General features: G+C 64.3%; 26 protein-coding genes and 2 tRNA genes. 14 read left to right on the forward strand and 14 right to left on the reverse strand.

Annotated elements, in window-relative coordinates:
- Window positions 1–2: 2 nt before the first annotated feature.
- On the reverse strand, window positions 3–776 hold the full coding sequence (locus AMS67_RS12815; RefSeq protein WP_053387732.1) for a winged helix DNA-binding protein: 774 nt from the start codon (window positions 774–776) through the stop codon (window positions 3–5).
- Between the two features lie 306 nt (window positions 777–1,082).
- Between AMS67_RS12815 and AMS67_RS12820 the strand changes: the two genes are divergently transcribed.
- Window positions 1,083–1,403, forward strand: a complete 321-nt coding sequence (locus AMS67_RS12820; RefSeq protein WP_053387733.1) for a MarR family winged helix-turn-helix transcriptional regulator — start codon at window positions 1,083–1,085, stop codon at window positions 1,401–1,403.
- A 39-nt stretch (window positions 1,404–1,442) separates the two neighbouring features.
- Here the strand turns inward: AMS67_RS12820 and AMS67_RS12825 are convergent.
- Together AMS67_RS12825 and AMS67_RS12830 are read right to left on the reverse strand one after the other, a co-directional pair.
- Window positions 1,443–1,516: transfer RNA gene (locus AMS67_RS12825), tRNA-Val, on the reverse strand.
- 77 nt (window positions 1,517–1,593) lie between these two features.
- Window positions 1,594–2,055 carry a peroxiredoxin gene (locus AMS67_RS12830; RefSeq protein ID WP_053387734.1) on the reverse strand — a complete coding sequence of 154 codons (462 nt, stop codon included), beginning with the start codon at window positions 2,053–2,055 and terminating at the stop codon, window positions 1,594–1,596.
- Between the two features lie 260 nt (window positions 2,056–2,315).
- Between AMS67_RS12830 and aceE the strand changes: the two genes are divergently transcribed.
- The 6 genes from aceE to AMS67_RS12860 all read left to right on the forward strand — a co-directional run bounded on the left by aceE (window position 2,316) and on the right by AMS67_RS12860 (window position 10,045).
- A complete protein-coding gene (gene aceE / locus AMS67_RS12835) occupies window positions 2,316–5,042 on the forward strand; it encodes a pyruvate dehydrogenase (acetyl-transferring), homodimeric type (RefSeq protein ID WP_053387735.1) in 2,727 nt (908 codons plus the stop codon).
- Window positions 5,043–5,072: 30 nt separating this feature from the next.
- On the forward strand, window positions 5,073–6,281 hold the full coding sequence (locus AMS67_RS12840) for a PucR family transcriptional regulator (protein WP_053387736.1): 1,209 nt from the start codon (window positions 5,073–5,075) through the stop codon (window positions 6,279–6,281).
- Window positions 6,282–6,395: 114 nt separating this feature from the next.
- Window positions 6,396–7,316, forward strand: coding sequence for an ACP S-malonyltransferase (locus AMS67_RS12845; protein WP_053387757.1), 921 nt, complete (start codon window positions 6,396–6,398; stop codon window positions 7,314–7,316).
- Window positions 7,317–7,333: 17 nt separating this feature from the next.
- The gene (locus AMS67_RS12850; protein WP_053387737.1) at window positions 7,334–8,338 is read left to right on the forward strand and encodes a beta-ketoacyl-ACP synthase III; all 1,005 of its coding nucleotides are present in this window, start codon (window positions 7,334–7,336) and stop codon (window positions 8,336–8,338) included.
- A gap of 93 nt (window positions 8,339–8,431) precedes the next feature.
- Complete coding sequence (locus tag AMS67_RS12855; RefSeq protein WP_010157098.1) at window positions 8,432–8,680, forward strand: acyl carrier protein; 249 nt, start codon at window positions 8,432–8,434, stop codon at window positions 8,678–8,680.
- A 126-nt stretch (window positions 8,681–8,806) separates the two neighbouring features.
- Entirely contained in the window at window positions 8,807–10,045 is a 1,239-nt protein-coding gene (locus tag AMS67_RS12860) for a beta-ketoacyl-[acyl-carrier-protein] synthase family protein (protein WP_053387738.1), read from the forward strand.
- A gap of 89 nt (window positions 10,046–10,134) precedes the next feature.
- On the opposite strand, the gene AMS67_RS12865 is transcribed toward AMS67_RS12860, so the two are convergent.
- A complete protein-coding gene (locus AMS67_RS12865) occupies window positions 10,135–10,590 on the reverse strand; it encodes a VOC family protein (RefSeq protein ID WP_053387758.1) in 456 nt (151 codons plus the stop codon).
- A gap of 101 nt (window positions 10,591–10,691) precedes the next feature.
- Here AMS67_RS12865 and AMS67_RS12870 point away from each other — a divergent pair, with 101 nt between their 5' ends.
- Window positions 10,692–11,477: a glutamine amidotransferase gene (locus AMS67_RS12870; RefSeq protein ID WP_053387739.1), complete on the forward strand. Its 786-nt coding sequence runs from the start codon at window positions 10,692–10,694 to the stop codon at window positions 11,475–11,477.
- On the opposite strand, the gene efeB is transcribed toward AMS67_RS12870, so the two are convergent.
- The 6 genes from efeB to AMS67_RS12900 all read right to left on the reverse strand — a co-directional run bounded on the left by efeB (window position 11,459) and on the right by AMS67_RS12900 (window position 17,583).
- On the reverse strand, window positions 11,459–12,787 hold the full coding sequence (gene efeB / locus AMS67_RS12875; RefSeq protein WP_053387740.1) for an iron uptake transporter deferrochelatase/peroxidase subunit: 1,329 nt from the start codon (window positions 12,785–12,787) through the stop codon (window positions 11,459–11,461). The genes AMS67_RS12870 and efeB overlap by 19 nt on opposite strands.
- 4 nt (window positions 12,788–12,791) lie before the next feature.
- Window positions 12,792–13,994, reverse strand: coding sequence for an iron uptake system protein EfeO (gene efeO, locus AMS67_RS12880; protein WP_241488081.1), 1,203 nt, complete (start codon window positions 13,992–13,994; stop codon window positions 12,792–12,794).
- Window positions 13,991–14,917 carry an iron uptake transporter permease EfeU gene (gene efeU, locus AMS67_RS12885; RefSeq protein ID WP_053387741.1) on the reverse strand — a complete coding sequence of 309 codons (927 nt, stop codon included), beginning with the start codon at window positions 14,915–14,917 and terminating at the stop codon, window positions 13,991–13,993. The genes efeO and efeU overlap by 4 nt, the downstream gene beginning before the upstream one ends.
- Before the next feature lie 178 nt (window positions 14,918–15,095).
- The gene (locus AMS67_RS12890) at window positions 15,096–15,584 is read right to left on the reverse strand and encodes a Dps family protein (protein ID WP_053387742.1); all 489 of its coding nucleotides are present in this window, start codon (window positions 15,582–15,584) and stop codon (window positions 15,096–15,098) included.
- A gap of 122 nt (window positions 15,585–15,706) precedes the next feature.
- Window positions 15,707–16,432, reverse strand: coding sequence for a hydrogen peroxide-dependent heme synthase (gene hemQ, locus AMS67_RS12895; protein ID WP_053353129.1), 726 nt, complete (start codon window positions 16,430–16,432; stop codon window positions 15,707–15,709).
- Between the two features lie 53 nt (window positions 16,433–16,485).
- A complete protein-coding gene (locus AMS67_RS12900; RefSeq protein WP_053387743.1) occupies window positions 16,486–17,583 on the reverse strand; it encodes a ferrochelatase in 1,098 nt (365 codons plus the stop codon).
- A gap of 192 nt (window positions 17,584–17,775) precedes the next feature.
- On the opposite strand from AMS67_RS12900, the gene AMS67_RS12905 reads away from it, so the two are divergent.
- From AMS67_RS12905 to AMS67_RS12915, 3 genes are all read left to right on the forward strand, one after another.
- A complete protein-coding gene (locus tag AMS67_RS12905) occupies window positions 17,776–18,597 on the forward strand; it encodes a FadR/GntR family transcriptional regulator (protein ID WP_082305510.1) in 822 nt (273 codons plus the stop codon).
- A gap of 34 nt (window positions 18,598–18,631) precedes the next feature.
- Window positions 18,632–18,705 (forward strand) — tRNA-Ile (locus tag AMS67_RS12910).
- A gap of 271 nt (window positions 18,706–18,976) precedes the next feature.
- The gene (locus tag AMS67_RS12915; protein ID WP_053387744.1) at window positions 18,977–19,837 is read left to right on the forward strand and encodes a helix-turn-helix domain-containing protein; all 861 of its coding nucleotides are present in this window, start codon (window positions 18,977–18,979) and stop codon (window positions 19,835–19,837) included.
- 39 nt (window positions 19,838–19,876) lie between these two features.
- Here AMS67_RS12915 and AMS67_RS12920 read toward each other — a convergent pair whose 3' ends face one another.
- The 3 genes from AMS67_RS12920 to AMS67_RS12925 all read right to left on the reverse strand — a co-directional run bounded on the left by AMS67_RS12920 (window position 19,877) and on the right by AMS67_RS12925 (window position 23,866).
- A complete protein-coding gene (locus tag AMS67_RS12920) occupies window positions 19,877–21,088 on the reverse strand; it encodes an MFS transporter (RefSeq protein ID WP_053387745.1) in 1,212 nt (403 codons plus the stop codon).
- Window positions 21,089–21,764: 676 nt separating this feature from the next.
- On the reverse strand, window positions 21,765–21,977 hold the full coding sequence (locus tag AMS67_RS17435) for a hypothetical protein (protein ID WP_156316659.1): 213 nt from the start codon (window positions 21,975–21,977) through the stop codon (window positions 21,765–21,767).
- 167 nt (window positions 21,978–22,144) lie between these two features.
- The gene (locus AMS67_RS12925; protein WP_053387746.1) at window positions 22,145–23,866 is read right to left on the reverse strand and encodes an NAD-dependent epimerase/dehydratase family protein; all 1,722 of its coding nucleotides are present in this window, start codon (window positions 23,864–23,866) and stop codon (window positions 22,145–22,147) included.
- A 184-nt stretch (window positions 23,867–24,050) separates the two neighbouring features.
- Between AMS67_RS12925 and AMS67_RS12930 the strand changes: the two genes are divergently transcribed.
- From AMS67_RS12930 to AMS67_RS12940, 3 genes are all read left to right on the forward strand, one after another.
- Window positions 24,051–24,542, forward strand: coding sequence for a CinA family protein (locus AMS67_RS12930; protein WP_053387747.1), 492 nt, complete (start codon window positions 24,051–24,053; stop codon window positions 24,540–24,542).
- Window positions 24,543–24,615: 73 nt separating this feature from the next.
- Window positions 24,616–25,038: a hypothetical protein gene (locus tag AMS67_RS12935; protein WP_053387760.1), complete on the forward strand. Its 423-nt coding sequence runs from the start codon at window positions 24,616–24,618 to the stop codon at window positions 25,036–25,038.
- On the forward strand, window positions 25,035–26,027 hold the full coding sequence (locus tag AMS67_RS12940) for a cation efflux transmembrane domain-containing protein (protein WP_053387748.1): 993 nt from the start codon (window positions 25,035–25,037) through the stop codon (window positions 26,025–26,027). Before AMS67_RS12935 ends, AMS67_RS12940 begins: the two co-directional genes overlap by 4 nt.
- 23 nt (window positions 26,028–26,050) lie before the next feature.
- Here the strand turns inward: AMS67_RS12940 and AMS67_RS12945 are convergent, their stop codons facing one another.
- A complete protein-coding gene (locus AMS67_RS12945; protein ID WP_053387749.1) occupies window positions 26,051–26,380 on the reverse strand; it encodes a DUF7882 family protein in 330 nt (109 codons plus the stop codon).
- Window positions 26,381–26,675: the final 295 nt, after the last annotated feature.

A 26,675-nucleotide genomic window follows, 5' to 3' on the forward strand; every position in this document is an offset into this window, starting at 1 on the left:
ACCTAACGCCCTCGCGCCGCCCACGGGCCGCGCTCCCATCCCGCACGCGGGTGGTGATGATGCGGATGCGGGTGCGGGTGCTCCGAGTGCCTGTCGCGCTCGTGGACTCGCTCCTCGCGAGAATCGTGGCGGTCGTGCCGGTCGCCGCACGTCTGGTCTGCACGGGCAAACCGGGGGTGGCGGCGCATACCGTGCGGCATCCGCGGACTCCGCGGCGGTCGTGTGCCCGGTTCCCAGCCGAGTTGCTGCGCGACATCGTCGAGCGTGCGCACCGCAGCCGACAATTCCGCATCGCCGACGGCTTCGAACAGGTGAGCGTCGGCTCGCTGCAGCGCCGCACGCGTGCGTTCCACACCGGCACGACCGGCTTCCGTCAGCGTGAGGCCAGACTCGGATCGGGCGACCCAGCCGATCTCGAAGAGACGGCGGACGGCGAAGTGGCGACGGGGTCCGTGGCCACGCCGCCCCATGCCGCGAGGGCGATCGGAGCGACGGTCTGCGGCGCCGGGTGCGGCATCGCGCTGATCGGCGTCGTTCTGAACTGACTCGTTCTGCGGAGCCTGCTCCGAGCCGTTCGCGTTCTTGCGTTCGAGGCGGCGGAGGAATCTCCACTCATCAAGCGTCAGCCCGGCTTCGCCGAGCGTCTGTCGCCGAGACTCGCGCATGAAGTGGCTGGCCGTTTTCAGCGAGCGTCGCAGAGCGCGGAGATCGGAATGGTCATGTGTCGTGGCGCCGGCGCTGTGGCCGGCATTCTCGTCTTCAAATGCGTTGTGCATCGTGTTCCTTACTTGTCATGTTGCATGTATATGTAGTGTGACATTCACTTTAGTACATGTCAAGGTACATGTAAGATGTTCGCTGTGAGCAGATCCGACGACATCGACGCCATCGCGCACGCCCTCGCACGCGTACGGGGCCGAGGCAGGGGTCCGCGAGGCCCCTGGGGCCCTGGTGGGCCCCAGGGGCCGCTTGGCCACAGTGGGCCCTTCGGCACTCCAGATCACGACACTCCCGAGGGCCCGCAATCGCACCACCGGGGTCGCGGACCGCGCGATGGCAGACGCTTCGGCGGCCCCGCACTCATGCGGCTCGTCGAGACCCTTGCCGCAGCAGAAACGCCGCTGGGCGTCGGCGCACTCGGCGAGGCGATCGGCGTCGACCAGCCCCGCGCCTCACGGCTCGTGCAACAGGCGGCCGAGCGCGGACTCGTCGAGCGCGAGGCAGATCCTCATGACGCACGTCGCACCCGCATCGCCCTCACGGACCGTGGTCGCGGGTTTGCGCGCGGTGTGCACGGCGAACGACGCGAAGCTCTGGGCACCGCACTTCAGCAGTTCACCGATGCGGAACGGGCTGAGCTTGCGCGACTGCTCGACAAGCTGGCGACCCACTGGCCGGAGTAGTGACGCATGCGCCGCGGTCAGAGAGTAAGAAAATATGGGTGGGCCCGGAGGGACTCGAACCCCCGACCCTCTCGGTGTAAACGAGATGCTCTAACCAACTGAGCTACAGGCCCCAACCGCCGCGACTCGCCTCAGCTACGCAGCCGTATCAGCATACGCGAGGCGAGTCGCGACTCAAAAATCGCTCGACTCAGGCGAGTGTCGCGAGTGCCTCTCGGTAGGCCCCGAAGTCGCGGGCCTCGCCCGGAGCGGTCTCGAAGGAGGCAAGCACGCGGCGATCCTCGCCGATCACCAAGGTGGCGCGAGTCGCAATGCCGGCTTCCTCAACGAAGACACCGTATTCACGCGCCACGGCGCCGTGCGGCCAGAAGTCGGAGAGAATCGAGAATTCGTATCCCTCGTGCTCAGCCCAGGCCTTGAGCGCGTACTCCGAATCAACCGACACGCCGAGCAGCCGCACGTTCTGGTCGGCGAAGATCGCGAGATTGTCGCGCAGCTCGCAGAGTTCGCCGGTGCAGATTCCCGAGAAGGCCAGCGGGAAGAAGACGAGCGCGACCGGGCCTTCGGCGACGAGTTCCGAGAGCACGAGCTCTTCGCCGTGCTGATCGGAAAGCGTGAAATCGGGTGCCTGCGCACCAACTGCGAGAACCATCGAGACTCCTGTTCCGGGCGACGCCGCCCCTCTATATGCAATTGCGATACACACTGTAGCGCCCCCGATCAGCCTCGATATTTACCCGTCAGTTTGTGCGGAAATGACACCCGGGCGGCTCCGATTGCCTGATTGGTCGTGCAACTTCGATAGTCTGGTGCGACACCCGCGAATCCAGCGGGCGCCTTTCGTGCTGCGCGCCGACGCATCAACCAGCGTCTCAGGCTCGCGCACGCCTCATGGTGAATGGAGCACAAATCTTGGCTGTGAACACGCAGGATCCGTACGCACCCGACAACAACGATCAGGACCCGCAGGAGACCGCCGAGTGGCGAGAGTCTCTTGATGCGGTTGTTGATGAGCGGGGAGCCGGCCGTGGCCGGGAGATCATGACGAGCCTGCTCGACCGCTCGCGCCAACTGCATCTCAATGTGCCGCAGGTGCCGACGACCGACTACGTCAACACGATCGCGTCGGATGATGAGCCCGAGTTCCCCGGCAACGAGGAACTCGAGCGCAAGTACCGCTCCTGGCTGCGCTGGAACGCCGCGATGACGGTGCACCGTGCGCAGGCCCCCGGCATCGGCGTCGGCGGCCACATCTCGACGTATGCGTCGGCAGCATCGCTGTACGAGGTCGGCTTCAACCACTTCTTCCGCGGGCAAGATCACCCCGGCGGCGGAGACCAGATTTTCGCGCAGGGCCACGCCTCCCCCGGCATGTACGCTCGCGCGTTCCTTGAGGGCCGCCTCTCCGCAGATCAGCTCGACGGGTTCCGCCAGGAGAAGTCACACCTCGGCGGCGGTCTCCCGAGCTACCCGCACCCGCGTCTCGCGCCTGATTTCTGGCAGTTCCCGACGGTCTCGATGGGCCTCGGCCCCATCAACGCGATCTACCAGGCGCAGCTCAACAAGTACCTCACCAACCGCGGCATCAAGGATGCATCGGATCAGCACGTGTGGGCGTTCCTGGGCGACGGCGAGATGGACGAGGTTGAGAGCCGCGGCCAGCTCCAGGTGGCTGCAAATGAGGGCCTCGACAACCTGACCTTTGTGATCAACTGCAACCTGCAGCGTCTCGATGGGCCGGTCCGCGGCAACGGCAAGATCATTCAGGAACTCGAGAGCTATTTCCGAGGCGCTGGCTGGAACGTCATCAAGGTCATCTGGGGTCGCGAATGGGACGACCTGCTGAACCGGGACGTCGATGGCGCACTCTTGAACGTCATGAACACCACCCCGGACGGTGACTACCAGACGTACAAAGCCGAGAACGGCGCGTACATCCGCAATCACTTCTTCGGCAAGGACGAGCGGGCTCAGCACCTGGTCGACGACTACACCGATGATCAGATCTGGCAGCTGCGTCGCGGTGGCCACGATTACCGCAAGGTGTACGCGGCCTATGCCGCCGCTCTGGCGCACAAGGGGCGCCCCACGGTCATCCTGGCGAAGACCGTGAAAGGCTACGGGCTCGGCCCGCACTTCGAAGGCCGCAACGCGACCCACCAGATGAAGAAGATGACGCTGGACGATCTGAAGACGTTCCGCGACACCATGCGCATCCCGATCTCTGACGCTCAGCTCGAAGCCGATCCGTACCGCCCGCCGTACTACTTCCCGGGCGAGAACGATGAGGCGATCCAGTACATCCACGAGCGCCGTCGCGCGCTCGGCGGCTACTTGCCCGAGCGTCGCACGAAGCACACGGAGCTCACGCTCCCGGAGCCGAAGTCGTACGCGATCGCTGCGAAGGGTTCGGGTACGCAGGAGGCCGCCACCACCATGGTGTTCGTGCGTCTACTCAAGGATCTGATGCGCGACAAGTCGTTCGGCCCGCGCATCGTGCCGATCATCCCCGATGAGGCACGCACCTTCGGTATGGACTCGTACTTCCCGACGTCCAAGATCTACAACCCGAACGGGCAGAACTACGTCTCCGTCGACCGCGAACTGCTGCTCGCCTACAAGGAGAGCCCGCAGGGCGTGCTGTTGCACGTCGGCATCAACGAGGCCGGCGCAGCCGCCGCGTTCACCGCCGTGGGTACCTCGTACTCCACGCAGGGCGAACCGCTGATTCCGATCTACATCTTCTACTCGATGTTCGGGTTCCAGCGCACCGGCGACGCGTTCTGGGCCGCCGGCGACCAGATGGCACGCGGCTTCATTGTCGGCGCCACCGCGGGGCGCACCACGCTGACCGGTGAGGGCCTGCAGCACGCCGACGGCCACTCGATCGCACTCGCGGCGACGAACCCGGCGGTCATCTCCTACGACGCCGCATACGGTTACGAGATCGGCCACATCATGCGTTCGGGCATCGAGCGCATGTACGGCGGCACGCACCCGGATCCCAACGTGATGTATTACCTCACGGTGTACAACGAGCCGCTAGTGCACCCGGCGGAGCCCGAGAATGTTGACGTCGATGGCATCGTTCGCGGCATCCACAAGGTCGGAGCCGCGACTGGGGGAACGCACCACGCGCAGATCCTCGCCTCTGGCGTCGCAGTGCCGTGGGCACTCGAGGCGCAGCAGATTCTCGCGCGCGACTGGGATGTCGCAGCCGATGTGTGGAGCGTGACGAGCTGGACCGAACTGGGTCGCGATGGCGTCGCGGCCGAGGATCACAACTTCCGCAACTTCGGCGACGCACCGCGCGTTCCGTACCTCACCGAGAAGCTCCAGGGCGCCGAAGGCCCCGTGGTCGCCGTCAGCGACTGGGCCACGCAGGTCCCTGAGCAGATTCGCGCTTTCGTGCCCGGTGACTACTCGGTGCTCGGTGCCGACGGCTTCGGCTTCTCAGACACGCGCGCCGCAGCCCGTCGCTACTTCGGCATCGACCGCGAGTCGGTCGTCGTGAAGGTGCTCCAGCGCCTCGCGCTGCAGGGCAAGATCGACGCTGACGTGCCGCGCCGCGCCGCCGAGCAGTACCGCCTGAACGACGTGAACGCCGGAACCACCGGCGGCGCCGGCGGGGAGTCCTAAGCGCGCCCCGCGGCGAGCGACTCGAATCCCATGGATCGAACCAAGTCCCAGGAACTCGCCTGGCTCCGCACCATAACGGGGGAGCTCTCGACACGAACCATTACCCGGCTCGACGAGACGCTCCCCTGGTACGGAAACATGCCGCCGAGCCGACGCTCTGCCGTCGGACTCGTCGCACAGACCGGGATCAGTTCGTTCATTCAGTGGTATGAGGACCCGACCTCGACACCGTGGATCGCGTCCGACGTCTTCAGCGCAGCTCCCCGTGAGCTGCTGCGCTCGATCAGTCTGCAGGAGACGCTGCAGCTGATTCGCGTCGTCGTGTCGGTGGTAGAGGATCGCGTCGCCCCGCGCAGCGAATCGTTGCGCGAGGCGGTGCTCCACTATTCACGCGACGTCGCATTCGCCGCCGCCGATGTCTATGCACGAGCGGCTGAGGCCCGAGGGTTGTGGGATGCGCGCCTGGAGGCACTCGTTGTCGATTCGATCCTGACCGGTGAGAGCGACGACGAACTTCCCAGCCGCATCGCCGCACTCGGCTGGCACGGAGACGGCGAGGCTGCGGTGCTGGTCGGCACCGCAGAACGGTTCGTCGATGTCGATCAGCTCCGCCGATCGGCACGACATGCCGGGGCGGATGTGCTCATCGGCCTGCAGGGAACGCGCCTTGTGCTGGTGCTCGGCCGGCTCGATACGCCGGCGAAGGATCAGGTGAATGGCGGTGATCCGCTGTCGTTCATCGATATCGCTCATCGTCTTGCCGACGGCTTCTCTGAGGGGCCGCTCGTACTCGGGCCCGCAGTCGCGAACCTGGTGGATGCCTCCCGGAGCGCACGAGCGGCACTCGCCGGAGTTGCGGTCGCACGTTCGTGGCGTCACGCCCCACGCCCCGTGGCTGCCGATGATTTGCTCCCCGAGCGTGCACTCGCCGGCGACGGCCTGGCGCGCCGCACGCTGATCGAACAGATCTATGAGCCGCTCGCCGCGCACTCGGGCGAGCTCTTGGAAACGCTCTGGTGCTACCTCGACAACGGCCGTTCCCTCGAGGCAACCGCGCGCGAGCTCTTCGTACATCCCAACACCGTGCGCTATCGCTTGAAGAAGGTCTCCGATGTCATCGGATGGAACGCGACCGGTGCACGCGAGGCGCTGATTTTGCAGTCGGCACTGATCGCCGGATCCATCGCTCAGAACGGCCGCCGCGCGCCCGCCCCGAAGCGCGAGTCGAATCGCGGCTGAGCGCACGGGAACACCCCGAAACGGCACCTTTCTGACGCACTCCCACAAAGAATTCCGCGAAGTGTGGTCGAGAATATGCAGGCCAACCGACCCCGATCTGAGAAACTGGAACACGTGATCGTCATCGCAAGCCCCGGACAGGGCTCACAAACCCCCGGATTCCTCGCCCCCTGGCTCGAGCTCCCCGGAGCTCGAGAGTTTCTTGGCGAGGCGTCCGAGCACGTCGGTATCGACCTCATCGCTCACGGCACGACAAGTGACGCAGACACGATTCGCGACACCGCCATCGCCCAGCCGCTGATCGTTGCAGCGAGCCTGCTCGCCTGGCGCGAACTCTCGGCGCGCGTCTCCGTCGTCGATGCCGGCATCGCCGGGCATTCGGTCGGCGAGTTCGCGGCTGCCGTCGCCGCAGGGGTGCTCACCGACGCCGACGCGCTGCGCCTCGTCGCGGTGCGCGGGCGCGCCATGGCCGATGCCGCGTCGCGCGCGGAGACCGGCATGGCCGCGGTCGTCGGCGGAGTCGAGAGCGATGTGCTCGAGAAGATCGCCGAGCACGGTGCGACGGCTGCGAACCGCAACGGCGGTGGCCAGATCGTCGCAGCCGGCTCGCGAGCGGCGCTCGATGCGCTTGCCGCGGATGCCCCGCGGGGCGCGCGCGTGATCGCGCTGCAGGTCGCCGGCGCGTTCCACACCGAGGCGATGGCGTCGGCAATCCCGGTGCTCCGTGAAGCCGCGGTCGGCATTTCCGCGGAACAGCCGAAGCACCCGCTCTGGTCGAACGCCGATGGCGCCCTCGTGACCGATGGTTCCGCGTTCGTCGACTCACTCGTGTCGCAGATCGCGCAGCCAGTGCGTTGGGATGCCTGCATGGCGAGCTTCCAGAGCGCGGGAATCACCGGCCTCATCGAACTGCTCCCCGCCGGCGCACTCACCGGCATCGCGAAGCGCGCGCTCAAGAGCGTTCCCGCAGTCGCCATCAAGTCCCCCGAAGATCTCGACGCGGCCGTGGCTCTGATCACCGGCCCCGCAGCCTGACCGAAACGGAATCGCATATGACTGCTCTCGTGCAGCCCTCGGGCCCCGCGCACACGCGCATTCTTTCGATCGGTGCCGCCCGCGGCGACCTCGACGTGCCGAACGACGATCTCGTCGGCCCCATCGACTCATCTGATGAGTGGATTCGCCAGCGCACCGGCATCATCCAGCGCCGTCGCGCGAGTCGCTCGGTCGAAGCCGTCGACCTCGCCGTCGAAGCCGCTGACGAGGCAATCGTCGCGTCCGGCCTGGATCGTTCCGAGATCGATGGTGTGATCATCTCCACGATCTCCAACGTCGCGGTCACCCCGTCGATGGCGGCCCTCGCAGCGCACCGACTCGGCTTGACCCCCGCCGCAGCCTTCGACATCTCCGCGGCGTGCGCGGGCTACGTCTACGGCGTTGCCCAGGCCGACGCGCTCGTGCGCGCCGGCATCTGCCGCAACGTGCTCGTGATCGGCGCGGAGAAGCTCTCCGATATCGTCGATCCGACCGATCGCAGCATCTCGTTTCTGCTCGCCGACGGCGCCGGCGCCGTCGTGATCGGGCCGAGCGATCACGCAGGCATCGGCCCCACGGTGTGGGGCTCCGACGGCGAGAAGTGGGACACGATTCGGGTCACCTCGACCTTCGAGGAATACCGCAACAATCCAGGTGTCGTTCCCTGGCCGACGCTGCGCCAAGACGGGCAGACGGTGTTCCGCTGGGCCGTGTGGGAAATGGCGAAGGTTGCACGGCAGACGCTCGAGGCGTCAGGCATCGAGCCGGGAGATCTCGCCGCGTTCATTCCGCACCAGGCCAACATGCGCATCGTCGACGAGTTCGCGAAACAGCTGAAACTGCCGGAGACCGTGGCGATCGCACGCGATATCGAGATGCAGGGCAACACCTCCGCAGCATCGATCCCCCTCGCGATGCACGCGCTGCTGCAGCAGCAGCCCGAACTCTCGGGTGGCCTGGCACTCACCATCGGCTTCGGGGCCGGGCTCGTCTACGGCGCCCAGGTCGTCGAGATTCCCTGACCTCTCGCGCCACACCCGGGAGTGTTCCCCCGGTACGAGGCCGACCGACATACACTTTTCACCGACCGAAACCCATATCAAGGAGAAACACACATGGCATTCAGCAATGAAGAGGTCCTCGCAGGTCTGGCTGAGCTCGTCAACGACGAGACCGGCATCGCAGCGGACGTTGTCGCACTCGACAAGTCGTTCACCGATGACCTCGACATCGACTCGATCTCGATGATGACCATCGTCGTCAACGCCGAAGAGAAGTTCGACGTCAAGATCCCCGACGAGGAAGTCAAGAACCTGAAGACCGTCGGCGACGCCGTCGACTTCATCGTCAAGGCTCAGGCCTAAGCACGCGGTTTCGAGCGCAACGCGGCGGTCGCAGCATTCCCGCTCATTCGCGGGACGCTCCCGCCGCGTTCGCTCGTACCTCCCCCACTACTTTCCGGTCCACCCCACATCTCGGAGTACCCACACATGACGAAGAAGATTGTCGTTACCGGCATCGGAGCCTCCTCGCCGATCGGCGGAACGGCTCCTGAGAGCTGGCAGGCACTGCTCGCAGGCGAGTCCGGCGTGCGCACCTTCGAGAACGACTGGGCCGAGACCTACGGACTCGCAGTCAACTTCGCGGGCACGGCCAAGGTCGACCCCGCGGAGGTGCTCGATCGACCGGTCGCGAAACGACTTGACCCGTCGAGCCGATTCGCGCTCGTCGCGGCACTCGAGGCCTGGGCCGACGCGGGCACCCCCGAGGTGCCGTCGGAGCGACTCGGTGTCGACTGGGCCACCGGTATCGGCGGTCTCTGGACGCTGCTCGATGCCTGGGACACCCTGCGCGAGAAGGGCCCCCGTCGAGTCATGCCGCTCACGGTGCCCATGCTCATGCCGAACGCCCCCGCGGCCGCGGTCTCGATGCATCTCGAAGCGCGTGCGTTCGCACGCACGGTCGCTTCCGCCTGCGCGTCGAGCACGGAATCCATCGCGAATGCCTACGAGCACCTGCAGGCGGGTCTCGCCGACGTCGTCATCGCCGGCGGCGCCGAAGCCGCGATCCACCCCATCACGCTCGCGTCGTTCAACTCGGCACAGGCGCTCTCGAAGCGTGTCGATTCGCCGGCGACCGCGTCGCGCCCGTACAACATTGACCGTGACGGATTCGTCATGGGCGAAGGCGCTGCCGCGCTCGTGCTTGAAACTGAAGAGCACGCGCTCGCTCGCGGCGCCAAGATTTACGCCGAGATCGCGGGCGGCGGCGTGACCGCTGACTCGTACCACATCACCGCGAATGATCCCGAGGGCAAGGGCGCCATTCGCGCCGTGCACCTCGCGCTCGAGCAGGCGGGAGCCACGCCCGACGAAGTGACGCACATCAACGCGCACGCCACCTCGACGCCGGTGGGCGATATCGCGGAATACGTTGCGCTCCGCAGCGTATTCGGTGAGCGCGTCACCGAGATTCCGGTGTCGGCAACCAAGGCCGCGACGGGTCACCTTCTGGGCGGCACCGGCGCGCTCGAAGCGATGTTCTCCGTGCTCGCCGTGCAGCACCGCATCGCTCCCCCGACGATCAACCTCGTCGATCAGGACCCCGAGATTCCGCTCTCCGTCTCCGGCGACGCGCAGCCCCTGGGTGATGGCCCGCAGCTGGCGATCTCGAACTCCTTCGGCTTCGGCGGCCACAACGCCGTGTTGGCGATTCGCTCCTACGAGTAGTCACTGCGATACGCACACACCCCCGAACCTCTGCGAGAGGGTCGGGGGTGTGTGCGTATCACCGGGTTGCCCGGGCGTCTGAGCCGAACCTATCCTGCGGCGCAGAACTCGTTGCCCTCAGGGTCTGCGAGCACCCACCAGTGACCCGCCGCCCCGTGATCGACCTCGGTGACGCGTGTCGCCCCGAGCGCCTCAAGTCGAGCGACGTGCGCGTCCAACGACGTATCCCCCGCGTGCACGTCAAGGTGCAGACGGTTCTTGCCCTGCTTCGATTCGGGCACCTCTTGGAAGAGAATGCGACGGCCGGCACCGACGCCGCTGTGCGCGTCGAACGGATCCTCAGGGTGCCGCACGGCGGCGAGCCCCCGGAACGTGCGCGCGCCGGGAGACCCACTGACCGCGGCCTCCGGCACGTGCCCCGCCGCGAGCAGTTCCGCAATGAGCGGCTCCGGGCTTTCCACAACATAGTCGAGGGCTGCAGCCCAGAACGCCGCCTGACGGTCGGCGTTCGCTGCATCGATGACGAGTTTCCAGTGCAGTGCCATGCGGGTATTCTCACTCGTGCCGAACCGCCGCGCAAGCAGACCGATGACGTCGCGTGACGCCGACGGCGCGCTGCATCTCATCCACGCGGTACGGTAGACGGATGACGCCGTTCTTGCTCATCACGACACGCGGCGAAGATGACGTCGCCGCGGATGAGCACGCAGCGTACTGCCGGTTGACGGGGCTCCTTCCCGACGAGCTCGCATGGATTCGCGCAGATCGGGCGCCACTCGGCGAGATCGACTTCAGCGCGTACTCCGGCATCATCCTCGCGGGGAGCCCCTTCACCGTCAGCGAACCCGACGAACGCAAGTCTCCGACTGAGCGCCGCGTCGAACGCGAGCTCGCAACGCTGCTCGATGACGTCGTGCGTCGCGACTTTCCGTTTCTGGGCGTCTGCTACGGCGTCGGCACGATCGGGTCGCACCAGGGCGCCCGTGTTGACCGCACGTACGGCGAGCCCTCTCAAGCGGTGCGCATCAGTCTGACGGACGAGGGCCGCGCGGACCCGTTGTTGCACGAGCTCCCGACCTCGTTCGATGCGTTCGTCGGCCACAAAGAAGCCATCAGCGAGGTGCCGCCGAGCATCACGGTACTGGCCAGTTCGCCCACCTGCCCCGTGCAAGCGTTTCGCGTGGGCAAGAACGTCTATGCGACGCAGTTTCACCCCGAGCTCGACACGGCGGCGTTTTCGTCTCGTGTGCGCTCGTATGCCGGTCACGGGTACTTCGAGCCGGCACAGGCCGACACGATCATTGCGACCGCGGAGGCGGCCGACGTGCGCGCCTCGCACATGGTGCTCGGGCGATTCGTGGAGGAGTATCTTGACGCCGGCCGCGGTGACCGCGCCCCGGCCCCCTCGAGTGACTACTCGAAGAGCGCCTGAGCGAGGTAGTCGCCGCGCTGCACGCCGCCGGGTACGGCCCACAGACCTGACCCGATGTGCCGGATGTACTCGTTCAACAGATCGGTCTTGAGCGAGCGCTGCACTTGTACGAACGCGGCCGGGTCGCGTTGGAACGAGATGAAAAAGAGTCCGGCGCCGAGCTGCCCGAGACCGTTCGAGCCGTCGACGTAGTTGTAGCCGCGGCGCAGCAGGCGCACGCCAGCATTCTGGGCGGGGTGCGCGAGCCGGAGATGTGCAGCCATGTCGATTGCCGGTGCCGATGTGTCGACGGCGTCGGGGGCGGTGAAATCAGCGGCGGTGAACTCTGTGCCGCCCGACAGCGGCCCGCCCTCTTGCTTCGTGCGCCCGATAATGCGCTCCTGCTCGCCGAGCGAAGCTCGGTCCCAGGTCTCGATCGTCATTTGGATCTTGCGAGCGACGAGGTAGCTTCCACCCTGCAGCCACGCGGGTCCTTCCGATCCGACCCACACGTGTTCGTCGAGAGCCTGGGTTTCCTCGGCCATGACGTTCGCCGTGCCGTCTTTGAATCCGAAGAGGTTGCGCGGCGTTGCCTGTACGCGCGAGGTGGACGACGTGCGCCCGAACCCCAACTGGCTCCAGACGAGATGCGCGCGACCCGCGGCGATCCTCGACAGATTGCGGATGGCGTGGACGGCGACCTGCGGGTCGTCTGCGCACGCCTGAATGCAGAGATCGCCGTCGCTCTGGTCGGCGTCGAGCAGGTCGAACGCGAACGAGGGCAGTGGTGCGAACGCCTTCGGCAGGCGGTCGCGAATGCCGAACGGATCCTCCAGATCATCGCGTCGATCGAACAGCGCGCGCCCCAGCCCGAAGGTGAGAGTGAGATGCGCGGCTTCGAGCCCCTCGGCCTCCCCCGTGTCGTCCGGGGGCAGCAATGCGTTCTCGGGCTCGACACCGGTTCCGAGCGCACGGCCACGGGTGAGCACCGCGGCGGCTTCCGTCCAGTCTTGCAGCAGGGCGATGAGGTCGTCTCGGTTCGTGCCCGAGAGCATGCGGAACGACGCGAAGTGCAGGCGATCCTGCGCGGCCGTTGCGATGCCCGCCTGGTGCGCGCCGAAGAACGGCACGGTGCCGGATCCGCCTGAGCCACCGCCGGCATACGCCACCGAGGCGGCGACACCGCCGGCGGCCGCACCGGCCGCGAGTCCCGCGACACCCGCACCGACGAGGCCGAGGAGCCCGCGACGAGACGGGCGGAGGGGCCCCGCGGCCGAAGCCTCGGAGCCCCTCGCGTCATCCGGCGCGCCGGATGCAGAGTGGTCAGTCATGCGACTAGCTTGCCACGACCGCCGCGGTGAGCTTCGACAGCGGCTCGCTGAGTGCGCTCAGCTTGGCGGCGAGCTCGTTGCGCTCCGCCTGCGTCACGGTGTCGTAGAAGACGAACCCGTCGGTGTAGTTGCCGTAGGTGGCGAGCAGCGCGAACATGTCGTCGAAGCGCTCGTCGAGCTCGTCCACGAGATCCTGATTGCCGTTGGTGATGGCGAGTTCGCGCACCGTGTCGAAGGCAACTTGAGCGCCCTCCACGTTGGCGGTGAAGTCGTAAAGATCGGTGTGCGCGAACTCGTTCTCTTCACCGGGGAGCTTGCCATCGGGCGCCGCCACCTCGTCGAGGAGACCCTTGGCGCCCTCGGTGATGTCGGCCAGGGTAAGGGTGAAGTCCGGCGACGCGACCTTCTCCTTGAGCTCCGTGATGTCGGCGACGAGCTGGTCGCCGACGACCTTGCGCTGCTCGGGGGTCAGCGGCGTCAGATCGGGGTCGCCCGGGTAGTCGCCGTTTGCGACGGCCGCGTCGTTCCAGAGATCCATCTCGATGCGGTGGAAGCCGGTGAAGTCGAGTCCCTCTTCATCAGCGCCCGGCTTGCGGTAGTCGATCTTCGGGTCGAGATCGCCGAACTGCTCGGCGGTCGGCTCGATGCGCTCGTAGTTGATGCGCGCGAGCGGGAAGAGGCGCTTCGCCTCGTCGTCATCGCCTGCGACGTAGGCATCGACGAAAGCCTGCACCTGGGGCAGCAGTTCTTCGGTCTGCGCCTTCACGTACCCGACATACTGCGCGATCACCGCGTCGTCTTCGGGCGAGGTCTCGATCGCGTCGCCGCTCACCGAGAATGCGGCCTGGCCCACGCCGGCACCGATCATGCCGGGCTTGCAGCTCGTGAAGTAGTCGCCCGGGCCGACCTGCACGGTGAGGTCGCGGCTCGCACCGGGGGCGATGTTCTCGACCTCGCCAACGATGGTCAGCTCGTTGCTGCCGAGCACGTAGAACTCGTTGACCTTGGTGCCGTCGTTCTGCACGGTGAAGGTGACGGTGCCGCTCTGCGCGGTCGCGGTCTCGACGGTGCAGTCGGTGTCGCTTGCCGTCACGGCGATCGCGTCACCGCTCGGCGCTGCGTTGGGCACGCAACCGGTCAGCAGCAGCGCTCCGGCTGCGACGGCCATCAGTCCGCCGGCGGTGCGGCGGGAGGAGACGAGATTCACAGGGTTCCTTTCGAGGAAGCGACGGCCGGTTCGGCTGCCGCGCGGTGTGCACGTATCGTGCGCTCCTGCGCGAACGAAGCGCGGAGGAAGAGGGTGAGGATCGGAATGAGGTACGCGAACCAGGCCACGACCTCGAGCTTGGTCATTTCGGGCGAGAACCCGAGGGTGCCCTTGAGCAGCGCCCCCAGGAAGCCGTCGGGAGCAATGACGTTCGAGATCTGGAAGGCCCATGCCGCCTCGCCGTACCAGCTCGCGACGAACGCGCTCGCGCCGAGTGGTGGCTCGGCGAAGGGGCCGGGAAGCACGGCCGCCTCTTGCAGGTCGTGAATCCCGTAGGCAAAAACCCCCGCTGCGAAGACGATGAGCAGAATCCCAGACCAGCGGAAGAATCGGGTCAGGTTGATCCGAATCATGCCGCGGAAGAGCGCCCACCCGATGATGACCGCCAGGATGATGCCGGACACCGCGGTGACGAAGCCGAGCAACGGCGACAGCTGGCTCGCCCGCGTAGTCGCCCAGATGAACAGGGCGGTCTCGAGACCTTCGCGCCCGACCGAGACGAAGCCGAGCAGGGCGACGCCCCAGCCGCTGCCGAGCAGTGCCCGATCGATCTGGCCGCGAAGCTCCGAGCTGAGACCGCGCGCGGCGCGCAGCATCCAGAAGACCATCCAGGTCACCATCACAACGGCGACGAGAGAGAGCGAACCGCCGATGATCTCCTGCGCTTGGAACGAGAGGCCGTAGGCGCCGAAGGTCAGCACGGCACCGACGATCATCGAGAGCAGGATCGCCGCAGCGACGCCGATCCAGATCTTCACTGCAGCGTCGCGCCGCCCGAGTTGCTTCACGTAGGCGAGCAGCACACTCACGACGAGTGCGGCTTCGAGGCCTTCGCGGAGGCCGATCATCAGCGTTCCGATCATGCGCGGCGACCTTTCATCAAACATGCGATCTGAGTAAGGCACGCCTTACGGAGTGAATTTACCACAGATTCATCTGATGTGAAGTTGGCGCAAAAAAACGGGCGCGACCCCCGAGAGGGTCGCGCCCGTTCAGACGCGGTCGCTGGTCAGCCAGAGCTGCTCAGCGACGCGCTGCCGATTACTCGGCGAAGTGCGACGACAGGAACCAGCGGTCCTTGTCGAGCTGCTGCGCCACGGCGATGACCACGTCCTGGCTCACCAGGTCGACGTCGTCGAGGCCCTTGACCGCGGCGTAGACCGTCTCGACCGTTGCGTCGATCTGAGCGACGATCTCGCGAACGGTGACCTTCGACTGCTGGAAGCCGTCGCTGAGCTGCGGGGTCGTGGTGCGCGCCGCGACGGTGCCGATGCGGGCGTCGATCGGCAGACCGAGAGCGACGATGCGCTCTGCGACGGTGTCCGATGCATCCTGAGCGTGCGCGACGACCTCATCGAGGAACTCGTGCACGCCGATGAAGTTCTCGCCGCGTACGTGCCAGTGCGCCTGCTTGCCGTTCACGGCGAGCGCCACGAGGTCGTGGACGACGGGCGTCAGGTACTGCGCGACACCGGTCGGGCGGTGCAGGTCGCCCTGGGCTGCGGGAACGGTGATCTGCTTGGTAGACATCGAGTGAATCCCTTTCGTTGGTGTGCGTTGACAACAATCACACTACGCCGATTTCAGCCATGCGCAAGCAAGGCAAGGCTTGGCTGAACATCGGAAAACTCCCAGATGAAGGGCAGGTTTGCCTAACCGAGGATGCGTCGCAGCAGCTCCTCGGGAGCGCGCCGGGGGCCGGTGAAGAAGGGGGTCTCTTCAATGACGTGGCGACGCGCTTCGACAGCCCGCAGTTCGCGCATCAGATCGACGATGCGCACCAGGTCATCTGCTTCGAACGCGAGCAACCACTCGTAGTCGCCGAGCGCGAACGACGCGACGGTGTTGGCCAGCACGTCACCGTAGTCGCGCGCCGCCATCCCGTGTTCGCGCAGCATCTTGCCGCGGTCGGCGTCGGGCAGGAGGTACCAGTCTCGGCCGCGCACGAACGGGTAGACGCACACGTACTCCTTCGGTGCGTCTCCGGCGAGGAACGCGGGCACGTGGCCGCGGTTGAACTCCGCGGCGCGGTGCACGCCGACGTTCGACCAGACGGGCGCGAGCCGACCGCCGCTCCACTCCCACACGGTGCGATACGCGAGCTGCAGAGCTTCGCTGGTGGGCGCGTGCCACCAGATCAGCACGTCGGCGTCGGCACGGAACCCCGAGACGTCGTACCAGCCTCGAGTCGTGAGCCCGTCGATGGCGTCGAGCTCGGCGAGCAGACCGCGCACGATCCCGTTCAGCGCCGGCGAAACACCCAGGCCGCCAGAGGGGCGCGTCTCCTTGAATACCGCGTACATCGTGAAGTTCGTCGCCGCGTTGATCGCTTCGGCAACGTGGCGGTGGTCGACCTGCGGTCGCTGTGCGTCAGACATGTGCTCTCCTCGGGCTGTGTTCGTGAAGTTCGTTCGGGATCGCGGTGCGCCGGTCAGTCGAGCACGCTCGCGAGCACCGGAATGCCCGTGACCTCGCCGTGGCGCATGCGGCAGCTGTCGGCCGGCGCCTCGTCGGGGAAAGCCGGGAATGTACCGAGGACGTGCGGCTCGACCGACTCGCCGCGCTCGCGCGCCGCGCGCTCGAGCACCATGTCGACGAGACCGGAGACGAAGGTGTGGCGCACACCGACCGTGCCTGCACGCACCGCGCGAACCCCGTGCTCAGCAGCCGTTTCCATCGCCTCGATATCGAGATCAAAGGCGACCTCCATATGGTCGGAGATGAACCCGATCGGCGCGAAGATGATCCGGCGCACCCCCTGGGCTACCAGCGCCTCGATGTGGTCGTTCACGTCGGGCTCGAGCCACGGAGTGCGCGGGTCGCCCGAGCGGGAGCAGTAGGCGAGCGACGAGGTGAATTCGACACCGTGGCGCTCGCGCAGATCGGCGTCGATCGTGGCGCGCACATCTTCGTGCTGCTCCCGGTACCCGGGACCGGTCACCGCTGATGCATCTTGCATCGTGTCCGGGATCGAGTGCGTGACGTAGACGATGTGCGCGCCGGCCAGGCCGCCCTCGAGCTCCGCCGCTGCGTGTTCGATCGCTTCGCGATTCGCGTGCACGAACCCCGCGTCGTTGAAGAATGGTCGCAGAATGTCGATGGTGGGCGCGTCTTCGCCGAGCGTCTCGACGGCTGCGGCCAGGTGCTCGCGGTACTGCCGACTTCCGGAGTATGAGGCGTACGCACTCGTCACGAGCGTCAGGACCCGCTTCGCGCCGAACGCCGACGCATCGCGCAGCGTGTCGACCGTGTAGGGGTGCCAGTTGCGATTGCCCCAGATGACCGGGAGCGCGATCCCCCGGCTGCGCAGCTCCTGCTGCAGCGCCGTCACCAGTGCGAGGTTCTGATCGTTGATCGGACTCCGCCCGCCGAAGTGGTGGTAGTGCTCCCCCACCTCGGCCAGGCGATCCTCAGGGATTCCCTTGCCGCGAGTGACGTTCTTCAAGAACGGGATCACATCGTCAACGGCGTTCGGGCCCCCGAAGGAGCAGAGCAGCAGGGCGTCATACGGCAGCGCAGGTGCGGTCATACCTGCACGCTACCACCGGGTTTCCTGTAGATCTGATGTATAAGATCGGATGTGCGGCGTGGCGCGGGTTTCGTCACTGGAGATCGGGCAAAACCAGGGTTGATGCCCCGAATATCCCCACCAGCACAGGCCCCACAGGTGCGCTCCGATAACATAGGATCACCATCCGTCCCACGCAGCAAGAGGTCCGCCATGTCCAGTGCCATTCGGGGCTCGCAAAAGGCCCGAGACACCCTTGACTACCTGCGCGACAAGATCTCTTCGAGCGCCTGGGCCGTCGGCGAACTCATTCCGAAAGAACCAGAGCTCATGGAGCTCATCGGTGTCGGCAAGTCCACGGTTCGCGAAGCCGTTCGCTCGCTCGCTGCGTTCGGCATGCTCGAGACCGTGCCCGGTGTCGGAACGTTCGTGCGATCCCGCACGCCGGTCAGCACGCTCCTCACCGAGTTTCTGGGTGACCACGATCTCGAGGAAGTGCTGGTCTACCGGCGCTCACTCGAGATCGAGGCGGCTCAGCACGCTGCTGTGCACCGCACCGAGGAGCACCTCGCCGCACTGCGCGAAGCCGCCCTCCGCGACCAGCACGCTGAAGCCGACGCAGTCGCCTCCTGCGAACAGAGCACGAACCCAGGTTCCTTCCATCTGCTCGTCGTCGAGGCCAGCGGCAGCAAGCTGTTGCTCGACCTCTACCTCGGCGTCATGTCGGTGCTGCAACGGGCGAGCGCTCAGGGCCGCGTGATCCTCGGCACCACCCTCGAAACCATGCACCTCGATCACGGTGCCGTGCTCAGCGCCATCGAGGCCCGCGACGTGCGCAACGCCGCACACTCCATGGCACTGCACGTCGACCGCGACCTCGGGCTCCGCACCGACATGCTCGACTTCAGCCAGCACACGGAGCGAGCAGCATCGCTCATCGACGCGGGGTACGACCCGGGCGAGAGCTCGGGCGATCCGGTCGCCGCCGCTGAGCACATCGACGCCCCCGCGGCGGCTCGGGAGTCGATCAGCTGAACCTCGCCATCGCTAAGATGGAACGGTTACTCAGGGGGCGTTAGCTCAGTCGGTCAGAGCAGCGGACTCATAATCCGTCGGTCGAGGGTTCAAGTCCCTCACGCCCTACTCCCCTGGCTCCCATAGCTCCAGCATTGGGAGCATTCCGTTGCGGCAGTAGGGTATGTCGGCGAATCCAAGATCAGTCGATTCTTCGAGCTCATCACGGAGTGCAAGCGAGCTACGCGGCGCACCACCCAATGCAAGAATCTCTGACATAAGGGTCGTTCAATCGACGATGGGGTCTGCCTTTCTCATAGCCCCGCAGAGCCCACGTCTTAGTCTTCCTATTACCAACAGGGGCAGGCTCTTTTGCGACGACCGATTTACTCTTGTTGCTATGCAAGCATCTGTGAGCCTCGGCGATTTCTTGAAGTCTCGGCGCGCTTCGGTCGATCCCGCCGCAGCAGGAGTCAGCTCGATTAACCGTCGTCGTGTCGCTGGTTTGCGTAGAGAAGAAGTGGCCATGATCGCCGGCGTCAGCGTCGCCTACTACACGCGGTTAGAGCAGGGGAAAGCCCAGAACGCGTCGAACGAGGTTCTGCTCGCATTGGCACGCGCAATGCGCATGACTTCTACAGAAACCGAACACCTTATGGACCTTGCGCACACCACCGGCGAATACGCGCAGTCCCTTGCCAGCGAGGAGCCCTCTGCTGGCGGCCTTGCGATGATAGACGCTGTGTGGGACAAGCCCGCGATTCTCCTGGGCCGCTACAGCGATGTGCTTGCTTGGACACCGCTTGGACATGCGCTCATCGCCCCAGATTTGGCATTCAACGCCGTGCAGAACGCGGCTACGCGACCAAATCTCCCTCGGCTTTTGTTTCTCGACGCCCAAGTTCGCGAGAGCTATCAAGACTGGGAGCATGAGGCTGATTCGTTCGTCGCATACCTCAGATTGATGAGTGGCAAGTACCCCGGCGATCCGCGCTTGGAGCGGCTCGTCGGTGAACTCTGCATGAAAGACGATAGCTTCGCGCGCTTGTGGGCGGCAGGCAGGGTCGGCGAGTGCACTACAGGCACGAAGCACCTAACGCATGAACGCGTGGGGCAGCTCTCTGTCGATTTCCATCTGTGGCATAACGCCGAGCAATCAGAGCAACGCCTCGAGATCTACTCGCCACACAACGAGGCTGCTAAGGAATCACTCACTCTGCTCGCGTCTCTCACCGCGACGGAACATCTCCACATGCATTGAGAGTGTGGGGAGGGTCGGTGACCACCCCTCCCAGCACTCTCAATGGGCATTCGCAAATTCTTTGGTCGGCGCGATGGCTTTTTTGCGTTGCGCCAAGATCACGAGACCCACAAGGAACGCTGTTGCGGCAAGAACCGCCCCGGCCAAGTTAGGGCTGCTGTCCCCGAGCCCCGCACTGATGGTGAGGCCACCGAGCCAAGCTCCGATCGCGTTGCCCAGGTTGAACATGCCGATGTTCATTGACGAAGCAAGATTCGGTGCACCTGCCTGCTCGGCTTTCTCCATCACCAGATTCTGAATCGGAGACACGCTGGCAAAACCAGACGCCGCCATCAGGAAGACCATGACGAAGGCGATGACAAGATTGCCCGCTCCGAGCCAGAATACGACGAGGGCGACTGCTTGAATCGCGAGGGTGCTGAGGAGAAGCAGCATGAGATTTTTATCGGCGAGCTTGCCCCCAAGGTAGTTGCCGATGAAAAGCCCGAGCCCGAACACGGCCATGAAGATCGTTACCCATGACTCGGGCGTTCCGGTGACATTCATCGTGATCGGCGCAATATACGTCACCGACGTGAAGAATCCTGCCGGCCCCAGAACGGTGATGACCATAGCGAGGAGCAACTGTGGGTTCGCGAACGCCCTTAGCTCGGATTTGAAGTTGAACGGTTCTTCTTCCTGGGCCTTGGGCAGGAGCAGAAGAATTCCGGTGAGAGCGACAACCCCGATTCCCGAGATCATCAGAAATGAAGCCCTCCACGAAACCGTAGAAGAGATCCACGTCGCGATCGGGGTTCCGATCAGTGTGGCCAGGGTCAAGCCCGAGAAGATGAGCGCAATGGCGCTGGTCTTTCGCTGTGGCGGTACTGATCGCGCCGCGATGATCGACGCAGTGCCGATGAAGGCTCCATGCGTAAGCGAGGCGACGATCCGGCCAGCAATCACCATGCCGAAACTGCCTGCGAGTGCGGACATCGCGTTTCCGACGATGAAGAGCCCGATCAGCACCAAGAGAAACTTCCGCTTGTTGAAGCGCTGTCCGACAAGGGTCATGAACGGGGCTCCGATAAAAACGCCGAGTGCGTATGCAGTAGCGGCCCATCCGGCCGTTGTGACCGAGATCCCAAATTCAGTGGCCATCCCAGGCATCAGACCCGAAATAGCGAATTCGGTCGTTCCGATACCGAATGTTCCCGCGGCGAGCGTCAAAAGCGAAAGTCTCACACGGGACGAGATGACAGTGGTGTTCATCCTTTAAGGATTGCGAGGATAAAAACCCTGAGCCAGTTCCCCATCGTTCGTGCGTTCGCGAAGACTACTACTCGCAGGGTCAGTATCCGACATTGGCATTTGGGGCGGGCGGGGGAAGCGCTTCCAGAGTTCTTTAAGCGGTCAACTACTGAACGCGCTCACAAAGGAGCTTGAGCAACCGGAGTCTCCCCGCGAAGATAGCTCGCATTGTCGTTCGTGAAGGATGCAGTTTTAAAGGGAGCTCGATCTCGTGCACGAAGAGAAGCAGGAGGCGCGGCTTCAGGTGTGAAGGAGCGCCATTCGACTCACATTGATGCAGTATTTCAACGTGCTGGGCCACTGACGGACAGGGCGGTATCACTTTTCGCTCATTGCTCCACATAGCGACACAGTCGCCACTCCCCCGGCGACCCATGGACTGAGATGCCGGCCGTTGCGACAAGGATTCGTGACATCACCACTTCGCGCGCGAGTCGCGGCACCCATCAAGACGTCAACGATGACGCTCCCGTCGGCATTCTTCCGTCGGCCAGTAGGGACGCGAGTCTGCATTCGTCACGGAGCCAGCTATACCGTAAGCACATTGGGCCTACAGCCTCAGTCGCTCCTCGCTCAGAGCAGGGTTACGGGATCCACGTGCAAGAGAGACTGATCACTGGCGCTTCGGGCTGTCAGGCTATTCTTGAGGACGGTCGGCGGGACCACCCGATGCAACGTCCTCCTCCGTCATAGGGTCCTGGAAATCTTGCACGGCTTCAGCGGCACTTCGACTGGCTTTTCTTGCCTCGTCGCTATTTCCGCTGTCAGCATCGCCTTCGTTACTGGTTTCTAAAGAGCGCGGATCATCCGGATAGCTATCGCCAAGACTGCGAGGGTTCGGTGTCATCATGTCCCGAACGTAGCAATTCGCTTCTGCCTGCTCTAGACGGTTGACAATCGAACAGCGCGAACGGGTGGAGCGTACGCATGAGTCTCGGGCCGCGCCGAAACTCACATCTTCTTGGTAGAGCCGCGCGAACGCACTAATGAGTCTTCGCTTCACACTGCACCTGCTGGTTATTCCACATTCTCAGCAGCTCCGGTCGAATCGTCCACGCCGAATGGCGTGCGGTTCTTCCGGAACGCTCGCTCGCGGGCGAATTCGTGAGCGGTGCTCAGCATTTCTGCCTGCTCGAGTGCTCGCTGGCCAAGCGCTATGAAGACATCAGCGTCGAGGCCGAGCTCGATCGCGTGTTCGGCCAGAGTCTGCCAGAGACCCAATTTGCCGACCACGGCGCTGCGCAGCAACTCGATTTCCAGCACGAGCGATAGTGGCGACCGTGAAAATACGCGTCCATTGAGTTTCAAACGTCCCACGCGCTCGCCGACCCATGCCGCGGCTTGGCGATACGGTCGACTGCGTACGTTAAGGTCGTCAATGAGATGGGAGAGGAACGCGCGTTCAAGTCGCAGTTCCTCTGCGAGTTCGGAGATCTCGGTGTAGACCGGGGTGTCAACGTAGGTGTCGCACATGCGCCCGATGCGCTCAGCTCCCGCAGTGGCACCAGTCAAATGGTCGGAAAGATACAGTCCGAGCAGTTCCCAATCGATTTGGGGTGCCGCGGCCAGCGATCCCAGCACTTCGGGAGCACCTGCAGATTCGGCACCTCCCGTCGCCGTGCCGTTCAGCGATGCGAGTCGCGCCTCGTCCAGGGACCGGGCACGCAACGGAATCGACTCGGCTCCCGCTCCTTCGACTATGCCATGCAGGAGCTCACGGAGAGTATCTTCGGCGGTGTGTTTCGGCACCCAGCCCAGTGTCGCTTTGGCACGCGCGGCATCTATATGAGGCGCACCCAGCGCGAGGTCGAACCACCCCGCATCGACGGCAATGAGACCTGATCGATGGGCGGCAGTCACGAACCCGCGCACGATCGCTGTAGGAAGTTCGAAGTATCGGCCGTGATCCACGATTCCGGCCAGCACCTGAGCACTGAGAACATCATCCGCACATACGTTGAACGCTCCAGCCGCCCGCTGCACGACGATGCGCGCATACGCATCGGCCAGGTCGTCAGCATGGACGGCCTGGATACCGCGTAACCCGGCCGGCAACGGCACCGCAGGCAACCGAGCGTGTCGCAACGCCTGAACAGGCACGGCGGGGCTCAGGAAGTACCGCTGAATCGATGACGCCGCGTCCCGCTGGAACACGAGCGCTGGCCGAACCCGAGACAGAATGACATCGGGATGTTCGGTCACGAAGGCATCGAGCAACTCTTCCTGCGCTACTTTGTCAATGCTGTACTGGGACGTTTCAATACCGCCCCGTTGCCAGTCCTCGGAGCGCGGCACGGTGGACGGATCTGCAGCGTACACGCCTACCGAAGAGGCAACCACAACGTGCGCGACGCCCGCTGCAGCGGCCACATGCAGTACTCGTCGCGTCCCCTCGACGTTCACTCGGCGCAGGAGTTCACGTTCACCGATTGGTTGAATGAGCCAGGCAAGGTGCACCACGGTGTCGATGCCCGCAAAGACACGTGTGAGCTCGTCGATAGCCGCCGACTCTTCAGATGCGGCACCGATATCAATTGATGCCCACTCGCAAGCGGAATAAGGCTCGGCAGACACGTCCGGTGTGCGCCGCGCGATACCCACCACGGACCGCACCTCCGGCGAATTGGCGAGCGCACGCAGGAGCGCTGTTCCGGTGTTTCCTGTAGCCCCAACCACAGCGATGCGGAGCGAAGATTCGGCGGTTTCAGGACCAGATGCTGCGTACTGCGATTCGGGCATTGAGCTCCTCCTCGTTCGTGGACGTCGATCGATATGACTTCAACGCTCGTGCGATATCGCACCTCGTCACAGGGGGTTGCGCGGAGCACAGTGGTGGGTCAAGCCCCCTGCACCCACGCGAAGGAGACCGTACTGTCGGAATCACAGCTGCTCATGAGTGACGAATGAGAGGGAGGGTGCGTCGATGGTCGAATCTGTATTGGGTGGACGCGTCGACGAACTTGCGCAGGAAATTGCTGAGCTCGCCCTTCGCACAGGCCGTTCGGTGGCGGTAGCCGAGTCACTCACCGGCGGGCAACTGGGAGCCGCGCTCGCGGCGGCCCCCGATTCAAGTTCCTGGTTCCGCGGCGGCATCATCGCGTATCACCCGGAGGTCAAGTACACACTGCTCGGGGCGCCACGCGGGGCGGTCGTTACAGAAGAGACAGCTGCAGCGATGGCCGAGTCTTCCCAGCGTCATCTCCTCGCCGACATCACCGTCGCAGTAACCGGTGTAGGTGGGCCGGATCCGGATGAGGGGAAACCGGCCGGGACTGTCGTGCTGGCCATCGTGAGCACCGATGCGGCCACCCACGTCACGAACTTTTCGTTTGCAGGTTCACCCATCGACGTCATGCGCCAGACAGTCGAGGCGGCGCTCGAGGCCGTGCTCGCCAGGCTCCACGCGGCGCAGTGAGAACGATGGGATGAGCATGTCAGCAACAGGTGCAGCTCGCCGACTGCGCGTCGGCCTCACAGCGCTCCTGCTCATGAGCCTCACCGGCTGCGGCCTGAGTTTCCCGTCCGATCCCAATGGGACGCTGTCGGTCGCTGCTGGCGCAGAGCTCCGAATCGGGATTACAGCTGAACCCGGTCTCGCCGAACCTGGTATTGCCCCGAGCGGGCCGCTTCCAGACCTCGCGCGCGCATACGCTGCCTCTATCAATGCGTCCCCCGATTGGAAAGTTGGAGGAGAAGAGACGCTGGTGCAGGAGCTCGAAGACGGGAGTCTCGACATTGCCTTTGGCAACTTTTCGGAAGATTCACCGTGGCTGGATCGCGCGGCACTCTCGCGCCCGTTCACGGTGAAAGGGGCTCAATCGGGAGAACTTGTCGCGCTGATGCCGCTCGGTGAGAACGCGTTGCTCGCAAATTTTGAATCGTTCATTGATGCGAACGGAATTGCGCGATGAGTCCGAAACTGCGGGTGAGGCTGGCCGAACATCTGCCCGAAGAACAGGGTGAGGCGCTTCGCAAAGCCGTGCGCTGGCAAATCTTTACTGTCTGCTACACCGCGGTCACCATTGTGCTGGTCGCATTTGTACTCGGAAGCTCGCAGGCAATGAAAACGGCGTGGATCGAAGACATGCTGTCACTCTTGCCGCAGCTGTCCTTCTTTGTCGCATTGTTCTTCATTCACCGTCGCCCGACGAAGAGTCGACCATTCGGGCAACACCGGTCGATGAGTATTGGGCACCTTGTGGCCGGCGTCGCGTTAATCGCCGTGGGCAGCAGCTTGGCCGTCGAGTCAGCTCTCGGTTTGATTGCAGCCGAGCACCCGACGATCAGCACAGTAAACCTCTTCGGTCATACCGTGTGGCTCGGATGGCTGATGGTCATCGTGATGGTCGTCATCGTTATCGGGCCCGTGTTCTTCTACGGGCCAGCGAAAGCGAAACTCGCCCCGGTGCTGCACAACAAGTTGCTGCACGCCGACGCCGACATGGCACAGGCCGACTGGCAAACAAACGTGGCCTCAATCGTGGGTGTGCTCGGTGTCGGCATCGGCTGGTGGTGGCTCGATGGAGCAGCAGCCATCTTTATCTCGCTCGGCATCATCTGGGATGGCCTGCGCAACACGAAAGCCGCGCTGCTCGATCTCATGGACCAGCGCGCCCGCACCGTCGATGACCAGGATGCCCACCCGCTCGCGGACGACATACTCAGGGTGCTTCGCTCTCAACCTTGGGTACAGGAGGCCGGTATACGACTCCGCGATGAGGGTCAGGTGTTCCATCTCGAGGCGTTCCTCGTACCCGATGAGGAAGGCCTCACGGTTGAACGCGCTGAGCATCTCAGAGAGGAGCTGCATCGACTCGACTGGAAGATGCAAGACATCGTCATCACGGTCACAGCCGAACTCCCCGACTACCTTGATCAGGCACCTCGCAGCGCCTCATGACGCCGAAAAATCGAGCGCTCGGCTCAGGGCATTGCTGGATTCGTCTTCGCGTACTTCTCGGCGTCTTCTTCCGTGAGCACGACAAGTCCACGGCTTGAATGGGAGAGGGCTGACAGCACTTTGATCCACGTCGCGTTCAACTCCGTGTTCGCATTGCCATGAAACCTGAACGCGAGGGTGACGTACGACGACATCCAGAGAGACACTCGTCCGCTGCCTTCATCTGCCGACTTCGTCCAGCTCAAGAAGAAGCTCTCCTGCTTCAACAGTTTCTGTCCGATGACGAATTTCAGATGCGCCAGCAGGCGATCTTCAAACTGATATTCGTGCGTCCCGTGAATCAAATACCCCATAGGACAAGGGTGACAGACAACGCGATGACACTCACGAAACGATTGTTCGCCTCTTTCATCCAAGCCACTCCCACGCTGACCAATCCCAAGCCACCTAGACAGGTTCTAGTGAGCATCACTTGAGAAAGACGCCCGGGCCGAAACGCGGCACACTAAGTCCGCGACACTGCACATTCTCGTTCAGCGACAGCGACAACGACAACGACAACGACAACGACAACGACAACGACAACGACAACGACAACGACAACGACAACGACAACGACAACGACAACGACAACGACAACGACAACGA

Origin of the sequence: Leucobacter japonicus, from assembly GCF_001273855.1 — a bacterium.
GTDB lineage: Bacteria > Actinomycetota > Actinomycetes > Actinomycetales > Microbacteriaceae > Leucobacter > Leucobacter japonicus.